This is a genomic window from Microvirga sp. GCM10011540 (assembly GCF_042650665.1).
GTDB lineage: Bacteria > Pseudomonadota > Alphaproteobacteria > Rhizobiales > Beijerinckiaceae > Microvirga > Microvirga lenta.
Genome location: NZ_JBHSBQ010000143.1, coordinates 57,146 through 78,530 on the forward strand (window position 1 = coordinate 57,146; position 21,385 = coordinate 78,530).

22 protein-coding genes and 1 tRNA gene are annotated in these 21,385 nt (G+C 67.7%); 15 read left to right on the forward strand and 8 right to left on the reverse strand.

Annotated features, from left to right (window positions below):
• Positions 1–124: 124 nt before the first annotated feature.
• Positions 125–1,357, reverse strand: coding sequence for an alpha/beta hydrolase family esterase (locus tag ACFOYU_RS24665; protein ID WP_377035593.1), 1,233 nt, complete (start codon positions 1,355–1,357; stop codon positions 125–127).
• A gap of 39 nt (positions 1,358–1,396) precedes the next feature.
• Entirely contained in the window at positions 1,397–1,813 is a 417-nt protein-coding gene (locus ACFOYU_RS24670) for a CopG family transcriptional regulator (RefSeq protein WP_377035594.1), read from the reverse strand.
• Positions 1,814–1,985: 172 nt separating this feature from the next.
• Between ACFOYU_RS24670 and ACFOYU_RS24675 the strand changes: the two genes are divergently transcribed.
• The 3 genes from ACFOYU_RS24675 to ACFOYU_RS24685 all read left to right on the forward strand — a co-directional run bounded on the left by ACFOYU_RS24675 (position 1,986) and on the right by ACFOYU_RS24685 (position 5,148).
• A complete protein-coding gene (locus tag ACFOYU_RS24675; protein WP_377035595.1) occupies positions 1,986–2,366 on the forward strand; it encodes a rhodanese-like domain-containing protein in 381 nt (126 codons plus the stop codon).
• A gap of 296 nt (positions 2,367–2,662) precedes the next feature.
• Positions 2,663–3,484, forward strand: coding sequence for an alpha/beta fold hydrolase (locus ACFOYU_RS24680; RefSeq protein ID WP_377035596.1), 822 nt, complete (start codon positions 2,663–2,665; stop codon positions 3,482–3,484).
• Complete coding sequence (locus tag ACFOYU_RS24685) at positions 3,484–5,148, forward strand: ATP-binding protein (protein ID WP_377035597.1); 1,665 nt, start codon at positions 3,484–3,486, stop codon at positions 5,146–5,148. The genes ACFOYU_RS24680 and ACFOYU_RS24685 overlap by 1 nt, the downstream gene beginning before the upstream one ends.
• Before the next feature lie 112 nt (positions 5,149–5,260).
• On the opposite strand, the gene ACFOYU_RS24690 is transcribed toward ACFOYU_RS24685, so the two are convergent.
• A tRNA-Leu gene (locus ACFOYU_RS24690) sits at positions 5,261–5,345 on the reverse strand.
• 195 nt (positions 5,346–5,540) lie between these two features.
• On the opposite strand from ACFOYU_RS24690, the gene ACFOYU_RS24695 reads away from it, so the two are divergent.
• Positions 5,541–6,644, forward strand: coding sequence for a complex I NDUFA9 subunit family protein (locus tag ACFOYU_RS24695; protein ID WP_377035598.1), 1,104 nt, complete (start codon positions 5,541–5,543; stop codon positions 6,642–6,644).
• Here the strand turns inward: ACFOYU_RS24695 and ACFOYU_RS24700 are convergent.
• Positions 6,570–7,307, reverse strand: a complete 738-nt coding sequence (locus tag ACFOYU_RS24700) for a sulfate transporter family protein (RefSeq protein WP_226738503.1) — start codon at positions 7,305–7,307, stop codon at positions 6,570–6,572. The genes ACFOYU_RS24695 and ACFOYU_RS24700 overlap by 75 nt on opposite strands.
• A gap of 83 nt (positions 7,308–7,390) precedes the next feature.
• On the opposite strand from ACFOYU_RS24700, the gene ACFOYU_RS24705 reads away from it, so the two are divergent.
• A complete protein-coding gene (locus ACFOYU_RS24705) occupies positions 7,391–8,716 on the forward strand; it encodes a flavin monoamine oxidase family protein (protein ID WP_377035599.1) in 1,326 nt (441 codons plus the stop codon).
• A gap of 476 nt (positions 8,717–9,192) precedes the next feature.
• Here ACFOYU_RS24705 and ACFOYU_RS24710 read toward each other — a convergent pair whose 3' ends face one another.
• Positions 9,193–10,185, reverse strand: coding sequence for a D-glycerate dehydrogenase (locus ACFOYU_RS24710; protein ID WP_226738499.1), 993 nt, complete (start codon positions 10,183–10,185; stop codon positions 9,193–9,195).
• A 170-nt stretch (positions 10,186–10,355) separates the two neighbouring features.
• On the opposite strand from ACFOYU_RS24710, the gene ACFOYU_RS24715 reads away from it, so the two are divergent.
• Both ACFOYU_RS24715 and ACFOYU_RS24720 read left to right on the forward strand, forming a co-directional pair.
• Positions 10,356–10,889, forward strand: a complete 534-nt coding sequence (locus ACFOYU_RS24715) for an SH3 domain-containing protein (protein ID WP_377035600.1) — start codon at positions 10,356–10,358, stop codon at positions 10,887–10,889.
• A 98-nt stretch (positions 10,890–10,987) separates the two neighbouring features.
• Positions 10,988–11,134, forward strand: coding sequence for a DUF3096 domain-containing protein (locus ACFOYU_RS24720; protein WP_226738495.1), 147 nt, complete (start codon positions 10,988–10,990; stop codon positions 11,132–11,134).
• Between the two features lie 13 nt (positions 11,135–11,147).
• On the opposite strand, the gene ACFOYU_RS24725 is transcribed toward ACFOYU_RS24720, so the two are convergent.
• Together ACFOYU_RS24725 and irr are read right to left on the reverse strand one after the other, a co-directional pair.
• Positions 11,148–12,026 (reverse strand): EamA family transporter, encoded by an 879-nt coding sequence (locus ACFOYU_RS24725; protein WP_377035601.1) that lies wholly within the window; start codon positions 12,024–12,026, stop codon positions 11,148–11,150.
• 49 nt (positions 12,027–12,075) lie between these two features.
• Positions 12,076–12,546 carry a Fur family transcriptional regulator Irr gene (irr, locus tag ACFOYU_RS24730; protein WP_226738489.1) on the reverse strand — a complete coding sequence of 157 codons (471 nt, stop codon included), beginning with the start codon at positions 12,544–12,546 and terminating at the stop codon, positions 12,076–12,078.
• A gap of 211 nt (positions 12,547–12,757) precedes the next feature.
• Here irr and fabA point away from each other — a divergent pair, with 211 nt between their 5' ends.
• The 7 genes from fabA to ACFOYU_RS24765 all read left to right on the forward strand — a co-directional run bounded on the left by fabA (position 12,758) and on the right by ACFOYU_RS24765 (position 19,590).
• Positions 12,758–13,303: a 3-hydroxyacyl-[acyl-carrier-protein] dehydratase FabA gene (gene fabA / locus ACFOYU_RS24735; protein WP_377035602.1), complete on the forward strand. Its 546-nt coding sequence runs from the start codon at positions 12,758–12,760 to the stop codon at positions 13,301–13,303.
• 171 nt (positions 13,304–13,474) lie between these two features.
• A complete protein-coding gene (gene fabB, locus ACFOYU_RS24740) occupies positions 13,475–14,698 on the forward strand; it encodes a beta-ketoacyl-ACP synthase I (RefSeq protein WP_377035603.1) in 1,224 nt (407 codons plus the stop codon).
• 161 nt (positions 14,699–14,859) lie between these two features.
• Entirely contained in the window at positions 14,860–15,690 is an 831-nt protein-coding gene (gene fabI, locus ACFOYU_RS24745) for an enoyl-ACP reductase FabI (RefSeq protein ID WP_319004820.1), read from the forward strand.
• A 215-nt stretch (positions 15,691–15,905) separates the two neighbouring features.
• The gene (locus ACFOYU_RS24750; protein WP_377035604.1) at positions 15,906–16,343 is read left to right on the forward strand and encodes a sugar dehydrogenase complex small subunit; all 438 of its coding nucleotides are present in this window, start codon (positions 15,906–15,908) and stop codon (positions 16,341–16,343) included.
• A gap of 23 nt (positions 16,344–16,366) precedes the next feature.
• Positions 16,367–17,983, forward strand: a complete 1,617-nt coding sequence (locus ACFOYU_RS24755) for a GMC family oxidoreductase (protein ID WP_377035605.1) — start codon at positions 16,367–16,369, stop codon at positions 17,981–17,983.
• 132 nt (positions 17,984–18,115) lie between these two features.
• The gene (locus ACFOYU_RS24760) at positions 18,116–18,853 is read left to right on the forward strand and encodes a LuxR family transcriptional regulator (RefSeq protein WP_226738481.1); all 738 of its coding nucleotides are present in this window, start codon (positions 18,116–18,118) and stop codon (positions 18,851–18,853) included.
• A gap of 77 nt (positions 18,854–18,930) precedes the next feature.
• A complete protein-coding gene (locus ACFOYU_RS24765; RefSeq protein ID WP_377035606.1) occupies positions 18,931–19,590 on the forward strand; it encodes an acyl-homoserine-lactone synthase in 660 nt (219 codons plus the stop codon).
• Between the two features lie 123 nt (positions 19,591–19,713).
• Here the strand turns inward: ACFOYU_RS24765 and ACFOYU_RS24770 are convergent, their stop codons facing one another.
• On the reverse strand, positions 19,714–20,253 hold the full coding sequence (locus ACFOYU_RS24770) for a helix-turn-helix domain-containing protein (protein WP_377035655.1): 540 nt from the start codon (positions 20,251–20,253) through the stop codon (positions 19,714–19,716).
• Between the two features lie 179 nt (positions 20,254–20,432).
• Here ACFOYU_RS24770 and ACFOYU_RS24775 point away from each other — a divergent pair, with 179 nt between their 5' ends.
• Positions 20,433–21,059 carry a thioredoxin domain-containing protein gene (locus ACFOYU_RS24775; protein WP_226738474.1) on the forward strand — a complete coding sequence of 209 codons (627 nt, stop codon included), beginning with the start codon at positions 20,433–20,435 and terminating at the stop codon, positions 21,057–21,059.
• The last annotated feature ends 326 nt before the right edge of the window (positions 21,060–21,385 follow it).

Below are 21,385 nucleotides of genomic sequence, written 5' to 3' on the forward strand. Positions count from 1 at the left end.
GGGTGCCGGCGCCCGGCTCCCCCTGGAGCGACTCTCCGGTGACGTGCCATGCAGCGCAGTTCCGAAGCGGCCGAAGGTGCCGCGCCGGACCTGCGCCGCAACTTTTTGAGGACCCGCCTCCGCTTCACGCCGTCCGGCGCTCGCGAAAGAAGCGCAGCATCTCGCGGCTGGCATCCGGTCCGCGCGGATCGGTGTAGGTTCCGGCCGGGCTTCCGCCGGACCAGGCATGCCCCGCCCCGTGGAGCACCCAGTGCTCGAGAACGGGATGTCCTTCCTCGTCGCTCTGCACCGTGCGGGTATAGCGCACGCCGCCCGGGCTCTCCCCGCGCGACACGGTTTGGCGCAGATCCGATCCCGCCTTCGACTGGGCGATGACCTGGTCCCCGTTGACCGGATTGACCGTCTTGTCCCGGTCGCCATGGAACACGATGGTCGGCACCGGCTTCCCGGTGCGGCCGCTGCGCGCCGGGCCGCCCTGGCGCATGGCCGCGAAGGCGGAGGCGACGTCCCGGGCGGCCCCGCAGGCCAGCCCCGAATGAACCCCCACGGCGGCGTAGAGATCGGGATAGGTCGATCCCATGATCGCCGCCGCGGCACCGCCGGCGGAAAGGCCCGCCACATAGACGCGGCCGGGATCGACCGGGAACTCGCCCATGATCTGCCGGGTGATGCCCGCGATCAGCGCCGGCTCGCCCCGGTCGCGCTGCTGGTCTTCCGCGTTGAACCAGTTCCAGCATTTCGAGGCGTTGGCCGCCTTCGTCTGCGCCGGATAGGCCACGAGGAAGGTCTGCTCCTCGGCGAGCGCGTTCATCTGCGTGCCGGCGGCGAAATCGTCCGGCGACTGGGTGCAGCCATGCAGCATCACCACGAGGGGCAGCGCCTGCCCGCGATAGCCGCTCGGAACATAGAGCTTGTAGCTGCGCCGCCCCGCCTCGCCCGCGAAGGCGCGCTCCTCGAAGCGCGCCCCGTCCGGCAGCGGAGCCGCAGGCGCGCCGGGCGCGGGCTTGAACGGCCCCTCGAATCCGGCAACCGGGCCGCCCTGCCCCACGCGGCCGAGGAACTCCCGCATCGCCTCCGGCACGCCCGCCTGGGCCAGGCCCTCGGCGATGCCGGTCCAGGGATGGGCCTCGGCGCGCGGCGAACCGGATGGCGGCGCCGTCCAGGCTCCGCCCTCGGCCGCCGGGGGCTCCAGGTCGATGGTGCGCTTCCCGGGTTCGGACCGGTGGCGCGGCGCGTCGGCGGGCCGGGACGCCGTTCCCGGGAGCGCTCCGCGCAGGGACGCCATGGCGTCGGCGAGCCGGCCCTGGCGGGTGAGCCGGGTCGCCTCGGCCATGGCTTTCTTGAAAGGGGAGTTCATGATCGTGTTCCTGATGGGTTGGAGAATGGGGTCCGGGCGTCAGCGCATGCGGTCCCGCAGCGCCTCCTTCACGGCCGCGCTGGCATGGAGGGCCCCCAGGACGTGAAGGGAGCCGATGGTCTGGCGCGCCAGTTCCGGCGTCACGTCGGGCGCGATGGTCGCCAGCCCCAGAACCTGGATGTGCAGCACTTCGCCGGCCGCCCGCGCCGTCTCCAGATCCTGCCGGGTGAAATGGCGAAGGCCGAGATCGAGCTGGTGGCGCGCCACCGAGTTGCGGACGTTGTCGTTGTGCCGGTCGAGCTGGTTGCGGATGGCCGTGCGGATGAAGTCGGTGCGGTTCGAATAGAACCCCTCCTGAACCAGCAGGTCGATCTGGCCCAGATCCACGAAGCCGAGATTGATCGTGATCTTCTCGCTGTCCGCCTTCGGCCGGAGTTCCTGCACGTTGCTGGGCATCTTCACCATCCTATTACCATCCCGCTGGATGGTAGATGGCCATACCGGCACCGGCATTCAAGGGCGATGCGACCGATCGCGGCCACGATGGGACAGGGCCCCCATGCTTGAGGGTTATTGGTCCGCCGCCCGATCGGGCCTAGACTCGGCCGCCCGATGTGAGGAGGAGACCATGCCCACGAAAGTCAAGGACCTGCTGGCGGAGGCGAACGCCGCCGTGCCCAAGCTGTCTCCCGCGGAAGCCGCCGAGAGGATGCGATCCGGCGACGTGCTCGTCGTGGACGTGCGCGATCCCACGGAGGTTCAGCAGAGCGGCAGGCTCAAGGGCGCGCTGAACGTCCCGCGCGGCATGCTGGAATTCCGCGCCGACCCGGAGAGCCAGTATCACAACCCGGAATTCCGGAAGGACAAGACCATCCTCCTGCACTGCGCCTCCGGCGGCCGCTCGGCGCTCGCGGGCAAGACCCTGCAGGACATGGGCTACACGTCCGTCTTCAACATCGGCGGGTTCAAGGATCTGGCGGAGGCGGGAATCGACACCGAGCCTGCGTGAGGCGGGGGCTTCGCGAGCCGCCGGGACGGACAGGCGACAATCCGACGCCGCACCGCGAATTCGAGGAAATCGCGTCCGCGCATTGACGAGTGGCCGCCAAGCGACATCTGTTAAGCTGCGTACGCGGTACGCCTCGTCACGTCCGGCTTCCGGTGATGCCCATGGTCATGTCCCATGAGCATTGAAGGGTTCAGTGGGATAACACCCGGCGTGCCTCCTGCGAATTCTTGCAGGGAATGCCGTACCTTGCGAACAGGTCCGCAACCCCGATCAGCCTCATGCCGATGGAGCGCCTCATGACTTCCGCCCTCACGCGAAACAACGTCCAGGTTTCCGGACACGGCCGGCAGCCGATGCTCTTCGCGCATGGCTATGGCTGCGACCAGAACATGTGGCGGTTCATCACGCCCGCCTTCGCGGACGATTACCGGATCGTGCTCTTCGATCATGTCGGCCACGGCCGGTCCGATGCCTCCTTCTTCGATAGGGAGAAGTATGGTTCGCTCGAGGGTTATGCCGACGACGTGCTCGAGATCTGCCGCGAGCTGGACCTGACGGACGTGATCTTCGTCGGTCATTCGGTCAGCGCGATGATCGGGGCCCTCGCGGCCGCGAAGGAGCCGGAGCGTTTCAGCCGGCTGGTCATGATCGGCCCCTCGCCCTGCTACATCAACGACGGCGATTATGTCGGCGGGTTCAAGCGGGAGGACATCGAGGGCCTGCTCGACTTCCTCGACAGCAACCATCTCGGCTGGTCGAGCACCATGGCCCCCGTGATCATGGGCAATCCGGACCGTCCGGAGCTGGGCGAGGAGCTCGCCAACAGCTTCTGCCGGACCGATCCGGAGATCGCCAAGCATTTCGCGCGGACCACCTTCCTGTCCGACAACCGGGCCGACCTGGCGCGGGTCGGAACCCCGTCGCTGGTCCTGCAATGCTCGCAGGACGTGATCGCCCCCGAGAGCGTAGGACGATACGTGAGCCAGAACCTTCCCGACAGCACCTTCGTCCAGATGAAGGCCACGGGACATTGCCCCAATCTGAGCGCGCCTGACGAAACCATCGCGGCAATTCGGGCGTTTTTGCGCGACTCCGCATCGAGCAAGACGGCAGCCTAGTGAAGATCGAGCAGGAGTTTCTAAACGAGACGGCCGAGGAACTCTACGAGAACGCCCCCTGCGGCTACGTCTCCACCCTGCCGGACGGCACCGTCGTCCGGGCGAACCAGACGTTTCTCGCCTGGATGGGCCACGAGCGCCAGGATCTGATCGGCAGACCCTTTCAGGATTTTCTGGGCATCGGCGCGAAGGTTTTCTTCGAGACCCATTTCGCGCCGCTCCTGCGCATGCAGGGCTTCGTCAACGAGGTCGCGTTCGATCTGAAATGCCGCGACGGACGGGAGCTGCCGGTCCTGGTGAACACGGTGCAGAAGCGCGATGCCGCGGGCAAGCCGCTCGTCAACCGCATCACCCTGTTCAACGCCAGCGACCGGCGGCAATACGAAAAGGAACTCCTGCTCGCGCGCCGGAAGGCCGAGGAGGCGGCCGCCGAACTCAGGCGGCTGAACGAGACCCTGGAAGAGCGCGTCGCCATCGAGGTGGCCGAGCGGATGAAGGCCGAGGAAGCCCTCCGGCAGGCCCAAAAAATGGAGGCGGTCGGCCAGCTCGCCGGCGGCATCGCGCACGACTTCAACAACCTGCTCACCATCATCGTCGGCAATATCGAGCTCCTGCAGCGCCGCCTGCCCGAGGATGCCGCACGCCTCAGGCGCGCAGCCGACCAAGCCCTGCAGGGAGCGCGCCGGGCGGCGACCCTGACCCAGAGGCTTCTCGCATTCTCGCGGCGCCAGCCGCTGGACCCGAAGCCCATCGACGCGAACAAGCTCGTCGCCGAGATGTCCGAGCTCCTGCGACGGACCCTGGGCGAGACGGTCGTTCTGGAAACGGTGCTCGGCGGCGGGCTGTGGCGCACGAAGGCCGACCCGAACCAGCTGGAGAACGCGATCCTCAATCTGGCGGTGAATGCCAGGGACGCCATGCCGGAGGGCGGGAAACTCACCATCGAGACGGCCAATGCGCGCCTCGACGAGGCCTATGTGGACTCCCTGCCCGAATCCGTGCCGCCCGGACAATACGTGCTGGTGGCCGTGTCCGACACCGGCACCGGCATGGACAAGGCCACCATGGAGAAGGTGTTCGAGCCGTTCTTCACCACGAAGGAAGCCGGCAAGGGTACGGGGCTGGGCCTGAGCCAGGTCTACGGCTTCGTGCGCCAGTCCCGCGGGCATGTTCGGATCTACAGCGAGCTCGGCGAAGGCACGACCGTCAAGATCTACCTGCCGCGCCTGATGGGCGCCGGCGAGGAGGAGGAGGCCGAGATGCCCCCGAAGGTCACTGCGACCTCACGGGGAGAGGGGGAAACGATCCTCGTGGTGGAGGACGAGAAGGATCTGCGGCTCTATACGACGGAGGCTCTCCGGGAGCTCGGCTACTCGGTTCTGGAGGCCCCCGACGGTCCTACGGCCCTCGACGTGATGGCCGCGCATCCGGAGATCGATCTCCTGTTCACCGACGTCGTGCTGACCGGCGGCCTGAACGGTCGGGCCCTGGCCGACCAGGCTCTCCGGCGCCGGCCCGATCTCAAGGTGCTGTATACGACCGGCTACACCTCGAACGCGATCGTGCATCACGGCCGCCTCGACCCCGGCGTCCACATGATTGGAAAGCCCTTCACCTATGCCGAACTGGCCTCCAAGGTGAGACGCATCATCGATCAGGGGTAAGGTTACGCTCGGCCCGCGGCGCAGCAAACGGCGCGCCGAAGCGAAGCGCTCTGGCGCCGATCAAGCCATCAATTATCGGAAAATTCGTGCATCATTCCCTTCAAAGAAGGGATGGTGCCCAGGAGAGGACTCGAACCTCCACGGTGTTACCCGCTGCTACCTGAAAGCAGTGCGTCTACCAATTCCGCCACCTGGGCATGCCTGTTCGGCGAGGGTTCGTTTAAGGCCGTTGGGGCAGCGCGTCAATCGCTGAAAACGACGATTGCGTGCTTTCTCTGTCGCACGCCCCTTCACAGGGGTCCGGCGTTTGACTAGAGACGTTCCAAATTCCATTTCCAGGGTCGCCCCGAGCCCCAGGGTCCGACCCACGTCCCGACGGACAGGAGCTTTTCATGATCGGCGCCATCCGCACGCCCTATCAGCAACTCGTCACCGTCTTCGGCGGCACCGGCTTTCTCGGCCGCTACGTGGTGAGTGCCCTGGCCAAGCGCGGCTACCGGGTTCTCGTGGCGACCCGCCTGCCGAACCGGACGAACTTCCTGCCGCAGGGCATGGTCGGCCAGATCCATCAGATCCAGGCCAACCTGCGCTATCCGGATTCCGTCGCCCACGCGGTCGCCAAGGCCGATCACGTGATCAACCTGGTGGGCATCCTGCAGGAGAAGGGGCGCCAGCGCTTCGACGCGATCCAGGCCGAGGGGCCGCGCCTCATCGCCGAGCTGGCCCGGCCCGACGCCACCATCGTCAACGTCTCGGCCATCGGCGCCGATGCGAACTCCGAATCGGTCTATGCCCGCTCCAAGGCCCGCGGCGAAGCCGGGCTCCTGAACGTGCGGCCGGATGCGGTGATCCTGCGGCCCTCCCTCATGTTCGGGCCGAGCGACAACACCCTGAACCGCTTCGCCAGCCTCGTGCGGATGCTCCCGGTCCTGCCGCTGGCGGGGGCCGACACCCGCTTCCAGCCGGTCTTCGCCGGCGACGTGGCGGCGGCCATCGTCAAGGCGGTGGACGGCGCCGTGCCGGGCGGGCGCGTCTACGAGCTCGGCGGCCCCGAGATCAAGACCCTGCGCGCCCTGGTGGAATACGTGTGCGAGGTGACCGAGCGCAAGCGGGTGATCCTGCCCCTGCCGAACGCGGCCGCCCGCGCCCAGGGCAGCGTCCTGGGCCTGCTCGACACGCTCACCCTCGGCCTGATGCCGGACGAGTTCGTGATGACCAAGGACCAGGCGATCCTGCTGGAGCGGGACAACGTGGTCTCCGAGACCGCCCAGCGGGAGGGCCGCACCCTCGAGGGGCTGGGCATCACCCCCACCACCATCGAGGCCATCGCGCCCTCCTACCTGACCCGCTTCCGCAAGACGGGCCAGTTCGACCTCAACCGCAACGCGACGCAGACCAAGCCGGATCTGCTGGCGGGCGAATCACGGGACGCGACGTCCGACTTCAAGCCGGACCGGGCCTCCGGACCGGCCGTCGGCCAGTCGTCGAGCCACTAGGCGCTTGTGCAGGTGAACCATCATCGTCGCGCCGAAGATCGGCGTGACGAGGTTCAAGACCGGCACCAGAACGAGCCCCGCCAGCACCGCGCCCGCGGCGAAGACCGTGCCCCGGTGCTCCATGCGCAGGCGCGCCACGTCCTCGGGCACCCAGAAGCGGCCGGCCGCGAGCTCGAAATATTCCCGGCCCAGCAGGTAGGCGTTGGCGACGAAGAACACGCCGATATTGATGCCGGGAATGAAGAACAAGAGCAGCGCCGCAAGGTTCACCAGAAGCGACAGCCCGGCGAAGCGCAGGCCGTAGAGGATCGCCTTGCCGAAAGGCAGGGCCTGCCCCGGCGGATCGGCGGGATAGTCCTTGCGCTCGACCACCTCGGCCACGTCGTCGAGGAAATAGCCCGCCACGATGGCGGTGACGGCGGGCAGGAGATAGATCAGCGCGACGAAGAGCCCGAACCCGGCCAGGAAGAAGGCGAAGCCTTCGATGAGCGGGTAGTCGGCGCCGACGGGATAGCTGTCGAGGAAGTAGTCGAACAGGCGCGTCAGCCCGAGCCAGACCAGCGCCAGCAGGGCCGCCGTCAAGGCCAGGGATTTCCAGAGAATGCTCCTGAGCGCCGGCGAGAACACCTCCCTGGCCGCGGCGAAAACCGACTGGATCAGCATCGGTGGTCTCCTGCCCCGATGGACTGGGCGGCGAAGGCAAGACCTGTCATGAACTCTCCTGAGATGAAGCGCGGACTTTACTTATGAACGGACCCTCCGCAAGGCGAGGGGTGGAGGAAGCTGTGAAGCCTGCCGAACCGACATTCCCCCGCACCCCTTCCGACGTGCCCGACGTGGCGATCGTCGGCGCCGGCTCCGCCGGCATCGCGGCCGCGCGGCGGCTCGTGGCGGCGGGCCTGTCCGTGACGGTGCTGGAGGCCCGTTCCCGCATCGGCGGGCGCACGGTGACGGTGCCGCTGAAGGCGCATCCGGTGGATCTCGGCGCCCACTGGCTCCATGCCGGACCGATCAACCCCCTGGTGCGGCTCGGGCGCGAGCGGGGCGAGCCCCTGCGCCGGGCGCCCGTGGAGGGGCACCTCTTCGTGCGCGGCCGGAAGGGGTCGCGGGCCGACAGGGCCGCCCTCGACGCGGCCTTCGACCGGGCCGACCGGGCCATGAGCCAGGAGGCCCGCCGCCGGGAGGACCAGCCCGCCGCCAGGGCCCTGCCGCCGATGGGACCGCACGGGCGGCGCGTCGCGAAGGTCCACGGCCTGGTCTCGGGCCGCCCTCTCGACGAGGTGAGCCTGCACGATTTCCCGAGCATGGAATATGCCGACAACCTCTTCATCGCGGGCGGGCTCGGCGCCTATGTGGCGCGGCTCGCCAGGGCCCTGCCGATCCGGCTGAACACGCCCGTCCGGGCCGTCGACTGGTCGGGCGAGGGGGTGCGGCTCGAGACCGCCGAGGGAACCCTTCGGGCCAGGGCCGTGATCGTGACCGCCCCCATGGCGGTGCTGCAGCGGGACGCGATCCGCTTCGCGCCGGCGCTGCCGCCGGCCGTGAGGGATGCGATCCACGGCTTCACCCCGGGCGTCTACGAGCACGTGGTGCTGCACTGGCCCGACTCGCCCTTCGACGGCCCGGACCGGCTCGCAAGCCTGGTCGGAGGCCATCGGGAGCCGCCGGGGCTGCTCACGCGCATCGACGGCACGCCGTTCCATTTCTTCGAGCTCGACCAGCCTGCCGCCGCCCGGCTCGACGGGCGCGATCCCCATGCCCCGGCCCGGTTCGCCCGCGCGGTCCTGGCCGAGCATTTCGGGCACCGTGCCATCCGGAACCTCAGCGTCAGCCTCGGCACCGCCTGGCGGCACGATCCCTGGTCGCGCGCCTCCTGGGCCGTGGTGCCGCCGGGATCCTACGCGATCCGCGATACCCTGAAGGCGCCGGTCGGCGAGCGGATCTGGTTCGCCGGGGAGGCGCTGTCGCGCGCCCAATGGGGCACGGCGGGCGGCGCGTGGGAAGAGGGCGAGCGGGCGGCCGGGGAGGTGATCGGGCGGCTTTCCCCCGCGCATGTCGTCCCCGCCGGGTAAGCGGCTCTTTCGCTCTCCGCAGCGAGGTGAGAGGTAGCCGAAGGCTCTCACGGGCAGCGCCGTCCGGCTCTCCTCCCCCGGATCTCGGACTCGCCGGAAGCGCCAACCTGCTCTCCTCCCCCTTGTGAGGAGGAGGTGGAGGTGGGGGTGTGAGCGCCAGACCTTCATAGGCTATCGCTCACACCCCCACCCTGGCCCTCCCCACAAGGGGGAGGGAAGGAGGTCGCGCCAGACAGCGCCAGATCCACGAAGGCCGCAACCGCTCCCACCCTCATCCTGAGGAGCCGCGGCAGCCGCGTCTCGAAGGAGGCTCCAGGGCACCCCGGAGACGCCCCTGTCCTTCGAGACGGACCTGACGGTCCCCTCGGGATGAGGGCTGCGGGCGGCTGGATGAAAAGCGGCAGCCTGAACGCAACCGAACTCCTCTCCCGACCGGGAAGACCGACATCGCGTCAGGAAAAATCCGGCGCCGGGCGTCACACCATGCTCGGCAGCACCCGGTCCGGCGGCTTGTGGCCGTCGGTGAAGGCGCGGATGTTGACGATGACCTTCTCGCCCATGGCGATGCGGCCCTCGTGGGTGGCCGAGCCCATATGCGGCAGCAGCACCACCTTGCCCTGCTTGGCGAGGCGCAGCAGGCGCGGATTGACCGCCGGCTCCTCCTCGAACACGTCGAGGCCCGCGCCCGCGATGGCGCCCGACTCGATCAGCTTGGTGAGCGCCGCCTCGTCGATGATCTCGCCCCGGGCCGTGTTCACCAGGATGGCGTCGGGCTTCATGAGCTTGAGGCGCCGGGCCGAGAGCAGGTGATAGGTGGCGGGCGTGTGCGGGCAGTTCACGGACACGATGTCCATGCGCGCCAGCATCTGGTCGAGGGATTCCCAGTAGGTCGCCTCCAGCTCCGCCTCGATCTTCGGCGGCACGTGGCGGCGGTTGTGGTAGTGGATCGACAGCCCGAACGCCTTGGCGCGCCGCGCCAGCGCCTGGCCGATGCGGCCCATGCCGACGATGCCGAGCCGCTTGCCGGTGATGCGCCGCCCGAGCATCCAGGTCGGGGACCAGCCGGCCCAATTCCCGGAGGGGACGATCTGGGCGCCTTCCGTGATCCGGCGCGCCACGGCGAGGATCAGCGCCATGGTCATGTCCGCCGTGTCCTCGGTCAGCACGCCCGGCGTGTTGGTGACGGTGATGCCCCGGGCGGCGGCGGCCGGCACGTCGATGTTGTCGACCCCGTTGCCGAAATTGGCGATGAGCTTGAGGTTGGGCCCGGCCTGCTCCAGGAGGGCCGCGTCGATGTCGTCGGTGATGGTCGGCACCAGCACGTCGGCCGTCCTCACCGCCTCGGCGAGTTCCTCGGCCGTGAGCGGCTTGTCCTCGAGGTTGAGGCGCGTGTCGAAGAGCTCGCGCAGGCGCGTCTCGATCACGTCGGGAAGGCGGCGGGTGACGACGACGACAGGTCTCTTCTTCATCGGCTCGGGATGTCCTCGGGCACTCGAAAAAGCCGCACGAGTTTCAGGAGATTTCACTCTCTCTTAACCCTGTTTCGGCGACTAAAGGCGATGAGCCGCCGCGTGGCGGGGCCCGTCAAGCTTCTCTACCAGAGGCTCGCCTTTAGACAAAGCCAACGTGAAGGGGAACCATGCGCAAGATCGTCCTCAGCCTTGCCCTGCTGGCCCTGAGCGCCGCCGAGAGCCCGGCGCAGCAGCCTCCCGGCGGACGCCTGGGAACCGGGCTTCCCGTGCCGCGCTACGTGAGCCTGAAGACGGACCGGGTGAACCTGAGGGAAGGCCCGTCCAAGGACCATCGGACGGCCTGGGTGTTCCAGCGCGCGGGCCTGCCGGTCGAGATCATCGCCGAATACGAGACCTGGCGCCGGATCCGCGATTCGGAGGGCACCGACGGCTGGGTGCTCCACTCCCTGCTCTCCGGGCGCCGCACGGCCCTGGTCATGCCCTGGGCCAAGGGCGACCAGCCGCCGATCCCGCTGCTCGACCGGGCCGACGACAAGGGCCAGACGGTGGCCCAGCTTCAGCCGGGCGTGATCGGCAGCATCAGGGCCTGCGACGGCACCTGGTGCCAGATCACCATCGTGCGGGAGGGCAGCGCCGACGTGGCCGGCTATGTGCGCCAGGAGAAGCTGTGGGGCGTCTATCCGAACGAGACGGTGGAATAAGGCCGGAAAGCCGCTGCCGGCGCGCGCCGGGGTTTCCGGTTTGGAAACCATTTCCGGCCGATAAAGGCCGTCCTGTTATAGAATAACGGATCTCGTTCGTGTCCATCAATCTCAGCTTCAAGCTTCTCCCGATCCTGGCCCTGGTCCTCGGCATCGCCTCCCTGGTGGCGCCGCGCTTCCTCAACGTCTTCGTGGCCATCTTCCTGATCGCCTACGCGCTGGTGGGATTCGGCGTGCTCCGCTAGGCCGCGAAGCCGCCTAGGCCGGTCCCGGCCTCTGCACGAGGTGCGGGCCGAAGACGTTGATCGCCAGTCCCAGGATGATGACGGCGCCGCCCACCGCCTCGATGGGCGCCATGGCCTCGTCCAGGATCACCGACGCGCCCGCGATGCCGGCCACCGGCACGAGCAGCGCGAAGGGCGTGACCGTGGCGGCCGGATAGCGCGAGAGAAGGTAGGCCCAGACCGCGAAGGCGAAGACCGTGGTCGGGTAGGCGAGATAGGCCACCGACGCGAGGGCCTTGAGGTCGAGATGGCTCAGGGCCGCGGCCACCTGCGCCGGTCCGTCGAGCCAGAGCGAAAGCCCGAGCAGGGGAATGGGCGGAATCAGGCTCGCCCAGACCACGAAACCCAGCATGTCGACCCGGCCGGCGCGCTTGGACACGATGTTGGCGACGCCCCAGGCGGCGGAGGCCGCGACCGTCATCAGGAACGGGACGGCCTCGCTGCCCGCCAGCCGCGGCCAGGCGATGAGGCCGAGGCCCAGGAAGGCGATGATCCCGCCGACGATCTGGTACGGGCTCGGCCGCTCGCCCATGAGAAGGGCGGCGAAGAGGATCGTGAAGAAGACCTGCGCCTGCATGATGAGGGAGGCCAGGCTCGCCGGCATGCCGAGCGCGATGGCCGCGAAGAGCAGCCCGAACTGGACGATGCCCAGGAAGAAGCCGTAGCCCAGGATGTAGCGCCAGCCCGTCTTCGGGCGCGGGATGAAGAACACCGCCGGGAGCGCCGCGAAGGCGAAGCGCAGAGCCGCCAGCAGAAGCGGCGGCGTGGCGCCGACGCCGATCTTGATGACGACGAAGCTGAGCCCCCAGATGACGGTGACGAACAGGGCGAGAAGGCAGTGGCCGAGCGGCATGTGAGGACTTTACAACCGCTCCGCGAAAAAAGCCTTAACGATGTGACCGTCAGGAGGCTTTCCGGCGGAGGCGGACGATGACCTCGACACCCGCCACCTCCATGCCCGGAGGCGGCTCGGGCAGGTCGCCGACGCTGACCCCGGCGGAGGGCATGTCCACCAGCTCTCCCACATCCTCCAGGAAGAAGTGGTGGTGCTCGGTGGGGTTGGTGTCGAAATAGGCCTTGGAGCCGTCGACCGCGAGCTGGCGCAGGAGGCCCGCTTCCGTGAACTGGTGCAGGGTGTTGTAGACGGTGGCGAGCGAAACCGGGACCCGGGCCTTCACCGCCTCGTCGAAGAGGACCTCGGCCGTGATGTGCCGGTCGCCCTTGCCGAACAGGAGCCAGCCCAGGGAAACCCGCTGCCGGGTCGGGCGCAGGCCGACGCGGCGCAGCTTGTCCCGCAGCTCGGACAGGGGGCAGCCCCGGCGATGGGCGGGAGCGGTCGTGGCCTGGATGTAGTCGGACAAGGGATCGGTCATCGTCGGAACTGATTGTAAGAATAAGTGCTTCTATCATCTCCATGATAGGAAAGCGAGGCTCTTGCCGCAAGGCTAACCGGGCCCTGCCCTCCTGCGGCATTATAAAGTTCGTGGCCGGGGGCGCAGGTCCCTTTGATGGACGGCCAAGCCTGTGCTACCAGAGCCCCGTTCGAGGGCCTCGGGCAGACCGCAGGCCGCATTTGAGACAGTGATGAAAGGATCGGCATCCGGCATGGCGCGCCAGTCGAGCTTTACTTACGAAGAGCTTCTCGCCTGCGGGCGCGGAGAATTGTTCGGTCCCGGCAATGCGCAGTTGCCGCTTCCGCCCATGCTGATGTTCGACCGCATCACCTCCATCGGCGAGGACGGCGGCGAGCACGGCAAGGGCCATGTGCGCGCCGAACTCGATGTGAGGCCGGATCTCTGGTTCTTCCCCTGCCACTTCAAGGGCGACCCGGTGATGCCGGGCTGCCTGGGCGTCGACGCCCTGTGGCAGATGGTCGGCTTCTTCCTCGGCTGGTCCGGCTCCCCGGGCCGCGGCCGGGCGCTCGGCGTCGGCGAGGTGAAATTCACCGACCAGGTGCTGCCGACCCACAAGAAGGTGGTCTACGGCGTCGATTTCAAGCGCGTCTTCCGCTCCAAGCTGGTGCTCGGCATCGCCGACGGCTGGCTCGAGGCGGACGGGAAGCGCATCTACGAGGCCAAGGACCTGCGGGTCGGGCTGTTCCAGCAGGCCGACGCGGCCGCCGGCGGCTGAGGCCCCACCCGGCCCAACACACTGTCCGGGCATGCTTTTCCGGAGGATCCGCCCGGACCTTCCGGATCATGCTCTCCGATCATTCGAAGGCTCACGGTTGAGATTGAGCACGGTCGGCCTTACGTCTCCCGACAATGGCTGCCACGAAGTTCCTATGAAGAGGTCAAGGCTATGAGGCGCGTCGTCGTCACCGGAATGGGCATCGTCTCGTCCATCGGCAACACCACGCAGGAGGTTCTGGCCTCGCTGCGGGAGGCGAAATCCGGCATCAGCAAGGCCGAGGACTACGAGAAGTACGGCTTCCGCTGTCAGGTCCACGGCGCTCCGAACCTGAACGCCGAGGAGATCGTCGACCGGCGCGCCATGCGCTTCCACGGCCGGGGAACGGCCTGGAACCACGTGGCCATGGACCAGGCGATCCGCGACGCCGGCCTGGAGGAGAGCGACATCTCCAACGAGCGCACCGGCATCATCATGGGCTCCGGCGGCCCCTCGACCCGCGTGATCGTGGAGGCGGCCGACATCACCCGCGACAAGGGCCCCAAGCGCATCGGCCCCTTCGCGGTGCCCAAGGCCATGTCGTCCACGGCCTCCGCGACCCTCGCCACCTGGTTCAAGATCAAGGGCGTGAACTATTCGATCTCGTCCGCCTGCGCGACCTCGAATCACTGCGTCGGCAACGCCTACGAGATGATCCAGTACGGCAAGCAGGACGTGATGTTCGCCGGCGGCTGCGAGGACCTGGACTGGACCATGTCGTCCCTCTTCGACGCCATGGGCGCCATGTCGACCAAGTACAACGACCGGCCCAAGACCGCGTCGCGCGCCTATGACGCCAACCGCGACGGCTTCGTGATCGCCGGCGGCGCGGGCGTGCTGGTGCTGGAGGAGCTCGAGCACGCCAAGGCCCGCGGCGCCCGCATCTACGGCGAGGTGGTGGGCTACGGCATGACCTCGGACGGCTACGACATGGTGGCCCCGTCCGGCGAGGGCGCGATCCGCTGCATGCGCATGGCCCTGAAGGACGTGAAGGGCCCCGTCGACTACATCAACCCGCACGCCACCTCGACCCCCGTGGGCGACCAGAAGGAGATCGAGGCGATTCGCGAGGTCTTCGGCACGGGCGAGAAGTGCCCGCCGATCTCGGCCACCAAGTCGCTCACCGGCCACTCGCTCGGCGCAACGGGCGTGCAGGAGGCGATCTATTCCCTGCTCATGATGAACAACGGCTTCATCTGCGAGAGCGCCCATATCGAGGAGCTCGATCCGGAATTCGCCGACATGAACATCGTCCGCAAGCGGATCGACAACGCCAAGATCGACACCGTCCTGTCGAACTCCTTCGGCTTCGGCGGCACGAATGCCACACTCGTCTTCAGCCGGTATAACGCTTAAAACGAGCGTCACATCATTGAGACGTGCCCGTGCGAATCCCCCGTGGATCTTCTGGGGGACCCCGCATGGACACGCTCGGCAACATCGATATCGCGGCTCGCGGTGCACGCTTTGATAACAATCCGCGGCAAACAATCGAGCCGTCGACAAGGGGGACCCAAGTGACCGGTCTGATGCAAGGAAAGCGCGGCCTCATCATGGGCGTCGCGAACGACCATTCCATCGCCTGGGGCATCGCCAAGGCCCTGGCGGAGCACGGCGCGGAACTCGCCTTCACCTATCAGGGCGAGGCCCTGGGCAAGCGCGTGACGCCCCTGGCCCAGTCCCTCGGGTCCAACCTGGTCATTCCCTGCGACGTGGAGGACATCGCCTCCGTCGACGCGGTGTTCGACGCCCTCGACAAGCAGTGGGACGGCCTGGACTTCGTGGTCCACGCCATCGGCTTCTCCGACAAGTCCCAGCTCAAGGGTCCCTACGTGGACGTCACCACCCGGGAGAACTTCTCCCGCACCATGGTGATCTCCTGCTTCTCCTTCACGGAGATCGCCCAGCGCGCCGCCAAGCGCATGAAGAACGGCGGTTCGCTCCTCACCCTCACCTATGGCGGCTCGACCCGGGTCATGCCGAACTACAACGTGATGGGCGTGGCCAAGGCGGCGCTGGAAGCCTCCATGCGCTACATCGCCTCCGATCTCGGCCCGCAGGGCATCCGCTGCAACGCCATCTCGGCAGGCCCCGTGCGCACCCTGGCAGGCGCCGGCATCTCGGATGCGCGCCTCATGTTCACCTACCAGAAGGCCCATGCCCCCCTGCGGCGCACGGTGACCATCGAGGATATCGGCGGCTCGGCCCTCTACCTCCTGTCCCACCTGTCCAACGGCGTGACAGGCGAGATCCACTACGTGGATTCGGGCTACAACATCATCTCCATGCCGCGCCCCGAGGTGCTCAAGGCCCAGGACGCCGCCGGCGTCACGGGGGAGGAAGGGTAAGAGAACCCCTTCCGATGGCGCGACGCCTTTTCCCTCCCCCTTGTGGGGAGGAGAGTTCGGGCGACGCTCCTCGTATCGGCCTTCGACCGGCCCAACCTTCGCGACTTCGCCCCTCTTTGCGATTTCTTAATCTGCCGTAACGTAATCTCCATCGGCACGCCTGCGCCCGCATAACCACAACGACGGGGCGGGCCATGGCTGGATGGGGGATCGGAATGGCGCCATCGATGACGCGCCGCGCGCTCATGCTGAGCAGCGCGGGCATGACCCTGGCGCTGGCCGCGGGCTTCTCCCGCCCGGCGCAATCCCGCGACACCATCGGCCCGGACGAGTTCAAGGCCCTGTCCGCCCGCCTGACCGGCGCGGAACCGGGCGATCTCGACTCTGACGCAGCGGCAACGATCCTGAAGGGCCTCACCTCCATCGGGCGCGGCCCCGGCCTCGTGATGCTGACGGAAAACCCCAACGTCTCCGCCGGCACCGTCGCCGAGGACATCGTGGCCGCCTGGTATTCGGGCGTCTGCGACACCGACCGGGGCGAGGTGCTCGCCACCTTCACGGGGGCCTTGGTCTGGAACGCCCTCGACTACACCAAGCCCTTCGGTTCCTGCGGCGGCGAGACCGGCTACTGGGCCGATCCTCCGCAAAGCTGATCTTCATCTCGGGGCACAAAACCATGGCCGACATTCAAGCCGATGTCATCGTCGTCGGGTCCGGCGTCGCGGGAGCGACCCTGGCCGCCAAGGTGGCGGAAAGCGGCCTCAAGGTCGCGATCATCGAGGCCGGGTCGAAGGTCGACCGCGCCGAGGCGACGCAGCGCTACTGGGACGCCCTGATCAAGGTGCCCGAATGCCCCTATCCGCCGACGCCTCAGGCGGAGCACCCGATCACCGACGACCTGAACCACTGGTACCGGCAGGCCGGGCCGGACACGTTCAAGAGCACCTATGTGAAGGTGGTCGGCGGCACCACCTGGCACTGGCTCGGCACCTGCCTGCGCCACGTGCCGGCGGATTTCCGCCTCAAGAGCCTCTACGGCCGGGGCGTCGACTGGCCCATCGCCTATGACGACCTGGAGCCGTTCTACGGCCAGGCGGAGAACGAGATCGGCGTCTCGGGCGATTCCTACGAGCCCCTCGGCGCGCCGCGCTCCACTCCCTATCCGATGCCGGCCATTCCGCAGACCTATCTCGACAAGGCCTTCGCCAAGGCTCTCGAGGGCACGGTCTACGAGGTCCGCGCGACCCCGCAGGGGCGCAACTCGCAGGACCGGGACGAGCGTCCCTCCTGCTGCGGCAATGCGAGCTGCATCCCGGTCTGCCCGGTCCAGGCGAAGTACGACGCCACCGTGCATGTGGACCGGGCCGAGAAGAGCGGCGCCGTGCTCTACGACCGGACCACCGCGACCTTCGTCGAGACCGGACCGGACGGCCGCATCGCGGCGATCCGCGCGAAGCGCCCGGACGGCAGCGAGATCCGCGCGGTCGGAAAGGTCTTCGTCATCGCGGCCCACGCGGTCGAGACGCCGCGCCTGCTGCTCAACTCCCGCTCCGAGGCCACCCCGCGCGGTGTCGCCAACGGCTCCGACCAGGTCGGCCGCAACCTCATGGACCACCCGACCCAGCTGAGCTGGGCGCTCGCGAACGATCCGGTCTGGCCCTATCGCGGCCCGCTCTCGACCTCCGGCATCGAGAACCTGCGCGACGGCCCCTTCCGCAAGGAGCGGCCGGCCTTCCGCGTCGAGATCGGCAACGACGGCTGGTCCTGGCCGACGGGCGCGCCGGTCAGCACCGCCGCCGACCTCGCCCGCACGGGCCTGCGCGGCAAGGCCCTCGACGACGCGCTCCGGCACCACACCTCGCGGCACGTGCGCGTGGCCTCCCTGGTGGAGCAGCTGCCCGACCCGGAGAACCGCGTCACCCTCGATCCCACCGAGACCGACATGTACGGGGTGCCCCTGCCCCGCCTCGCCTATCGCTACGACGACTACGTGAAGGCCGGCCTCGCGGCGGCCCGCGACGCCCACGCGGAAATCTTCGCCCGCCTCGGCACCACCGGGGTGCAGCATCAGGACGATGCCGCCGGCGCCGGCCACATCATCGGCACCGCCCGCATGGGCGAGGACCCGAAGAGTTCCGTGGTGGACCGGGACCTGCGCAGCCACGACCACCGCAACCTGTTCATCCTCGGCTCCGCCGTCTTCCCGACCTCCGCGACGGCCAACCCGACGCTCACCATCGCGGCCTTGAGCCTGCGGGCGGTAGAGGCCGTGAAGGGAGCGCTGGCCGGATGACGCGATAGCCGCACAGCCCGCTTCTCCCGACAGCAGAGGAGGGGGAACCATTCAGGATTGCCGCATTGACAGCGACAAGCAACGGTGGTTGTGATCCTGTAGCATTTTCAGGCGCTTGCGACAGGGCCGGCAATGGCTTTCAGGCATCACTACATCGAACGTGTCTTCGACTTCGTCGAACGGTGCCGAGAGCTTGCAAGCGCCGATGCCGTCATGCGGGAGCTCCAGGCCACCGTGGCCGATCTCGGCTTTTCGTCGTTCATCGTGACCGGCCTGCCCCTGCCCAACCGCCCCCTTGAGCCCCTCGTCCTCCTGAGTTCCTGGCCGGAGGACTGGTTCGAGCGCTATACCTCGCAGGACTACTTCCAGATCGATCCCGTCGGACAGAACGTGTTCACCACAACCTCGCCCTTTCGCTGGGGCGATGCTCCCCATCGCAGGGACAAGGCCCTTGCACAAACCATGATGGACGAAGCGGTCGAGTTCGGATTGGCCGACGGCTTTTGCGTCCCGATCTATACGGCGACGGGATGGCAATCGGCGTTCAGCTTCGCGAGCGAGTATCGCCTCGATGCCGGCCCGAAGGAACTGGCAGCGGCCCACCTGCTGGCCGTCACGGCCCATGGGCGCCTGCGCGCGCTCCTAGGCGAGGAGCAGCCTCGCGTCAGGCAGAAGCTCACCCCGCGGGAGCGCGAGGTTCTGACCTGGGCGGCGGCCGGCAAGAGCGCCTGGGAGACCTCGGCCATCCTCGGCATCTCCCAGGCGACGGTCATCACCCATCTCGACAACATCCGGCGCAAGCTGCACGTGGCGAACACGACCCAGGCCGTCGTGGCGGCGCTCCAGTCGGGCGAACTCCAGCCCTACTGACCTCCCAAGATCTTCGGATATGCGGAGCCCGCGGCGTTTGGAATGATCCCGTCATTCATCGCAAACGGGGGCGGGCTATGGTTCAGGTCCATGTCGTGACCAGGGAGAACGCAGCGCAATATGCAAAGGAATTGGACAGCTACTTTCGCTGGCGCCATCTGATCTACGTCGAGGAGCGGGGCTGGGAGGATCTGAGACGGGAAGACGGTCTCGAACGCGACCAGTTCGATACCAGCGCGGCCGTTCACCTGATCGCCATGATCGGTCCCGACGTCGTCGGCGGGTCGCGGATGATCCGCATGTCCGAGCCGACCCTCCTGAGCGAAGTCTATCCGCGCCTGGTGCAGCGGGGGACGGTGCCCCGGGATCACGAAACGATCGAATGGACCCGGATGTTCGTGACCCCGGCTTGCCGGACCGGCCATGGGGAGAAGTCGGTGGCAGGAGCCCTTTTCTGCGCGGTGATGGAATATTGCCTCGCCATCGGCGCGACCCGTGTCGGGGGCGTCATGGAAACCTTCTGGCTGCCCCGCTGGCAGCGTTTCGGGTGGACCACGCAGGCGCTCGGCCTGCCGGAAGAGATTGCCGGCTCCATGACGCTGGCGGCCTTCATGGACGTGAACCGAAAATCCCTCGATGGCGTTCGGGACGCGACCGGCTGGACGCAGCCCGTGCTGGTCTGGGGCATGGAGCCGGGCGATGCGCACGCGACCGCACTGACGCTCTTGGCCAGCTAATCGTTCGGGTTCGGAAGATGAGCACGAAATTCGCAGGAAATCTCGGCGGCGACGAAGGAAAGCTGACGCACGACGAAAGAATCACGCTTTCGCTCCTGCGTGTCGTTACGGATCTGGCGACGATCAGGAAAGGCCTGACGACGAGCGACTTTCAGCGTCTGCCGTCTCTGCCCGCGCTCCTGCAGGCGGCAGATCGGCTGATCGACGAGATGGGTTTTTCCGACGATGAATAGCCTGCAAGTCCCGTTCCTGTTCGCAGGCTGACCGGGCCAGCGTGAGAATCGCCTGCCGCATCGCCTTGTTCTGCAGGCGGTCGAACAGCGACAGAAGTTCCAGGCTATCCTTGTCGGCCGGCACGATGTCGCTTGGAAATCCTGTCGCGTCCGTCTTGGGCAGGAAGAACGAGGTCTCGACTCCCAGGGTTGCGGCGATCCGGTTCAACCGTCCCACGCTGATCCGATTGGCGCCCTTCTCGTATTTCTGGACCTGCTGAAACGTCACTCCCAGAGCCTCGCCCAGCTTCATCTGGCTCATGCCGATTTGCGTCCGGCGCAGGCGGATCCGAAGCCCGATCTCCTTGCCGATCTGGTCTGTTGCCTTCGTTGACATTCGGCCCCCTGCTGCTGGTATTCGAGAGGTCCTAACACTGTAACAAAACAGCATGCAACGTCTAACGGTGTTGGAGCCGATCCTACGATGTTCAGGGATGCTCCCGGCCGCCGCAGCTTTGCCGGACACGTCGCACCGCCCCCTTCACGAGGGCGCGAGAGAGCCCGCACCGATCTTGCTATTGCCACGGTTGCGCGGCACCACGGGCGTCCCCTCACCCGAGTGCCCTGCCGATGATCCTGTCCCGCCGAACCCTTCTTGCCGGCCTCGCCCTGTCGGGCGCGGGCGTTCCCGCCTTCGCGCAGGAGGCGCCGGAAGCGCAGCGGGCCCCGGTGGAGCTCATCGAGGACACCCTCGCCCTGCCCTCGGCGGTGCGCCTCGGCCATGCCCATGGCGACGTGATCATGATCGAGTATTTCGACTACAACTGCCCTTGGTGCAAACGCTCCGCGAAGGACCTGCCCGCGCTGCTGAAGGCCGAGCCGGACCTGAGCTACGTGCTGGTGAATTTCGCCGTGCTCGGCGCGCCGTCCGTCCAGGCGACCCGCGCGGCCCTGGCCTTCCTGCAGGTGCAGGGGCCGGAAAATTACCTTCCGCTCCATCTCGCGCTCTTCGGGCTGCGCGGCACGGTGACGGGCGAGCGGGCGATGGCCGAGGCGGAGCGGCTGGGCGCCGATCCCGCGCGCCTCGCCGCCGTCGCCGACAGCGAGCGCACCACCGGGTGGATGAAGGATGCCTTCAAGCTCGGCGATTCCCTGGGCTTCGTCGCCACCCCCTCCTTCCTGGTCGGCACCGACTCCTATGTCGGCGGCATGACCCTGGCCCAGAAGCGGGAGGCGATTGCCGCCGCGAGAGGGTAGCGCTCGACCGCGAGAGTCATGATCTCGCGCCGGAAGCGCCGACCTGCTCTCCTCCCCCTTGTGGGGAGGAGATGGAGGTGGGGGTGTGGGCGATAGCCTATGACGGTCCGGCGCTCACACCCCCACCCTAACCCTCCCCACAAGGGGGAGGGAATGAGGTCGCGCCATTGCAGCCAGATCCACGACGGTCGCAACCAAACTCCACCCTCATCCTGAGGGGCCGCGACAGCGGCGTCTCGAAGGAGGCTCCAGTGCATTCCGGAGACGCCCTCGTCCTTCGAGACGGACCTGACGGTCCCCTCAGGACGAGGGTGAGGGGATAGAGT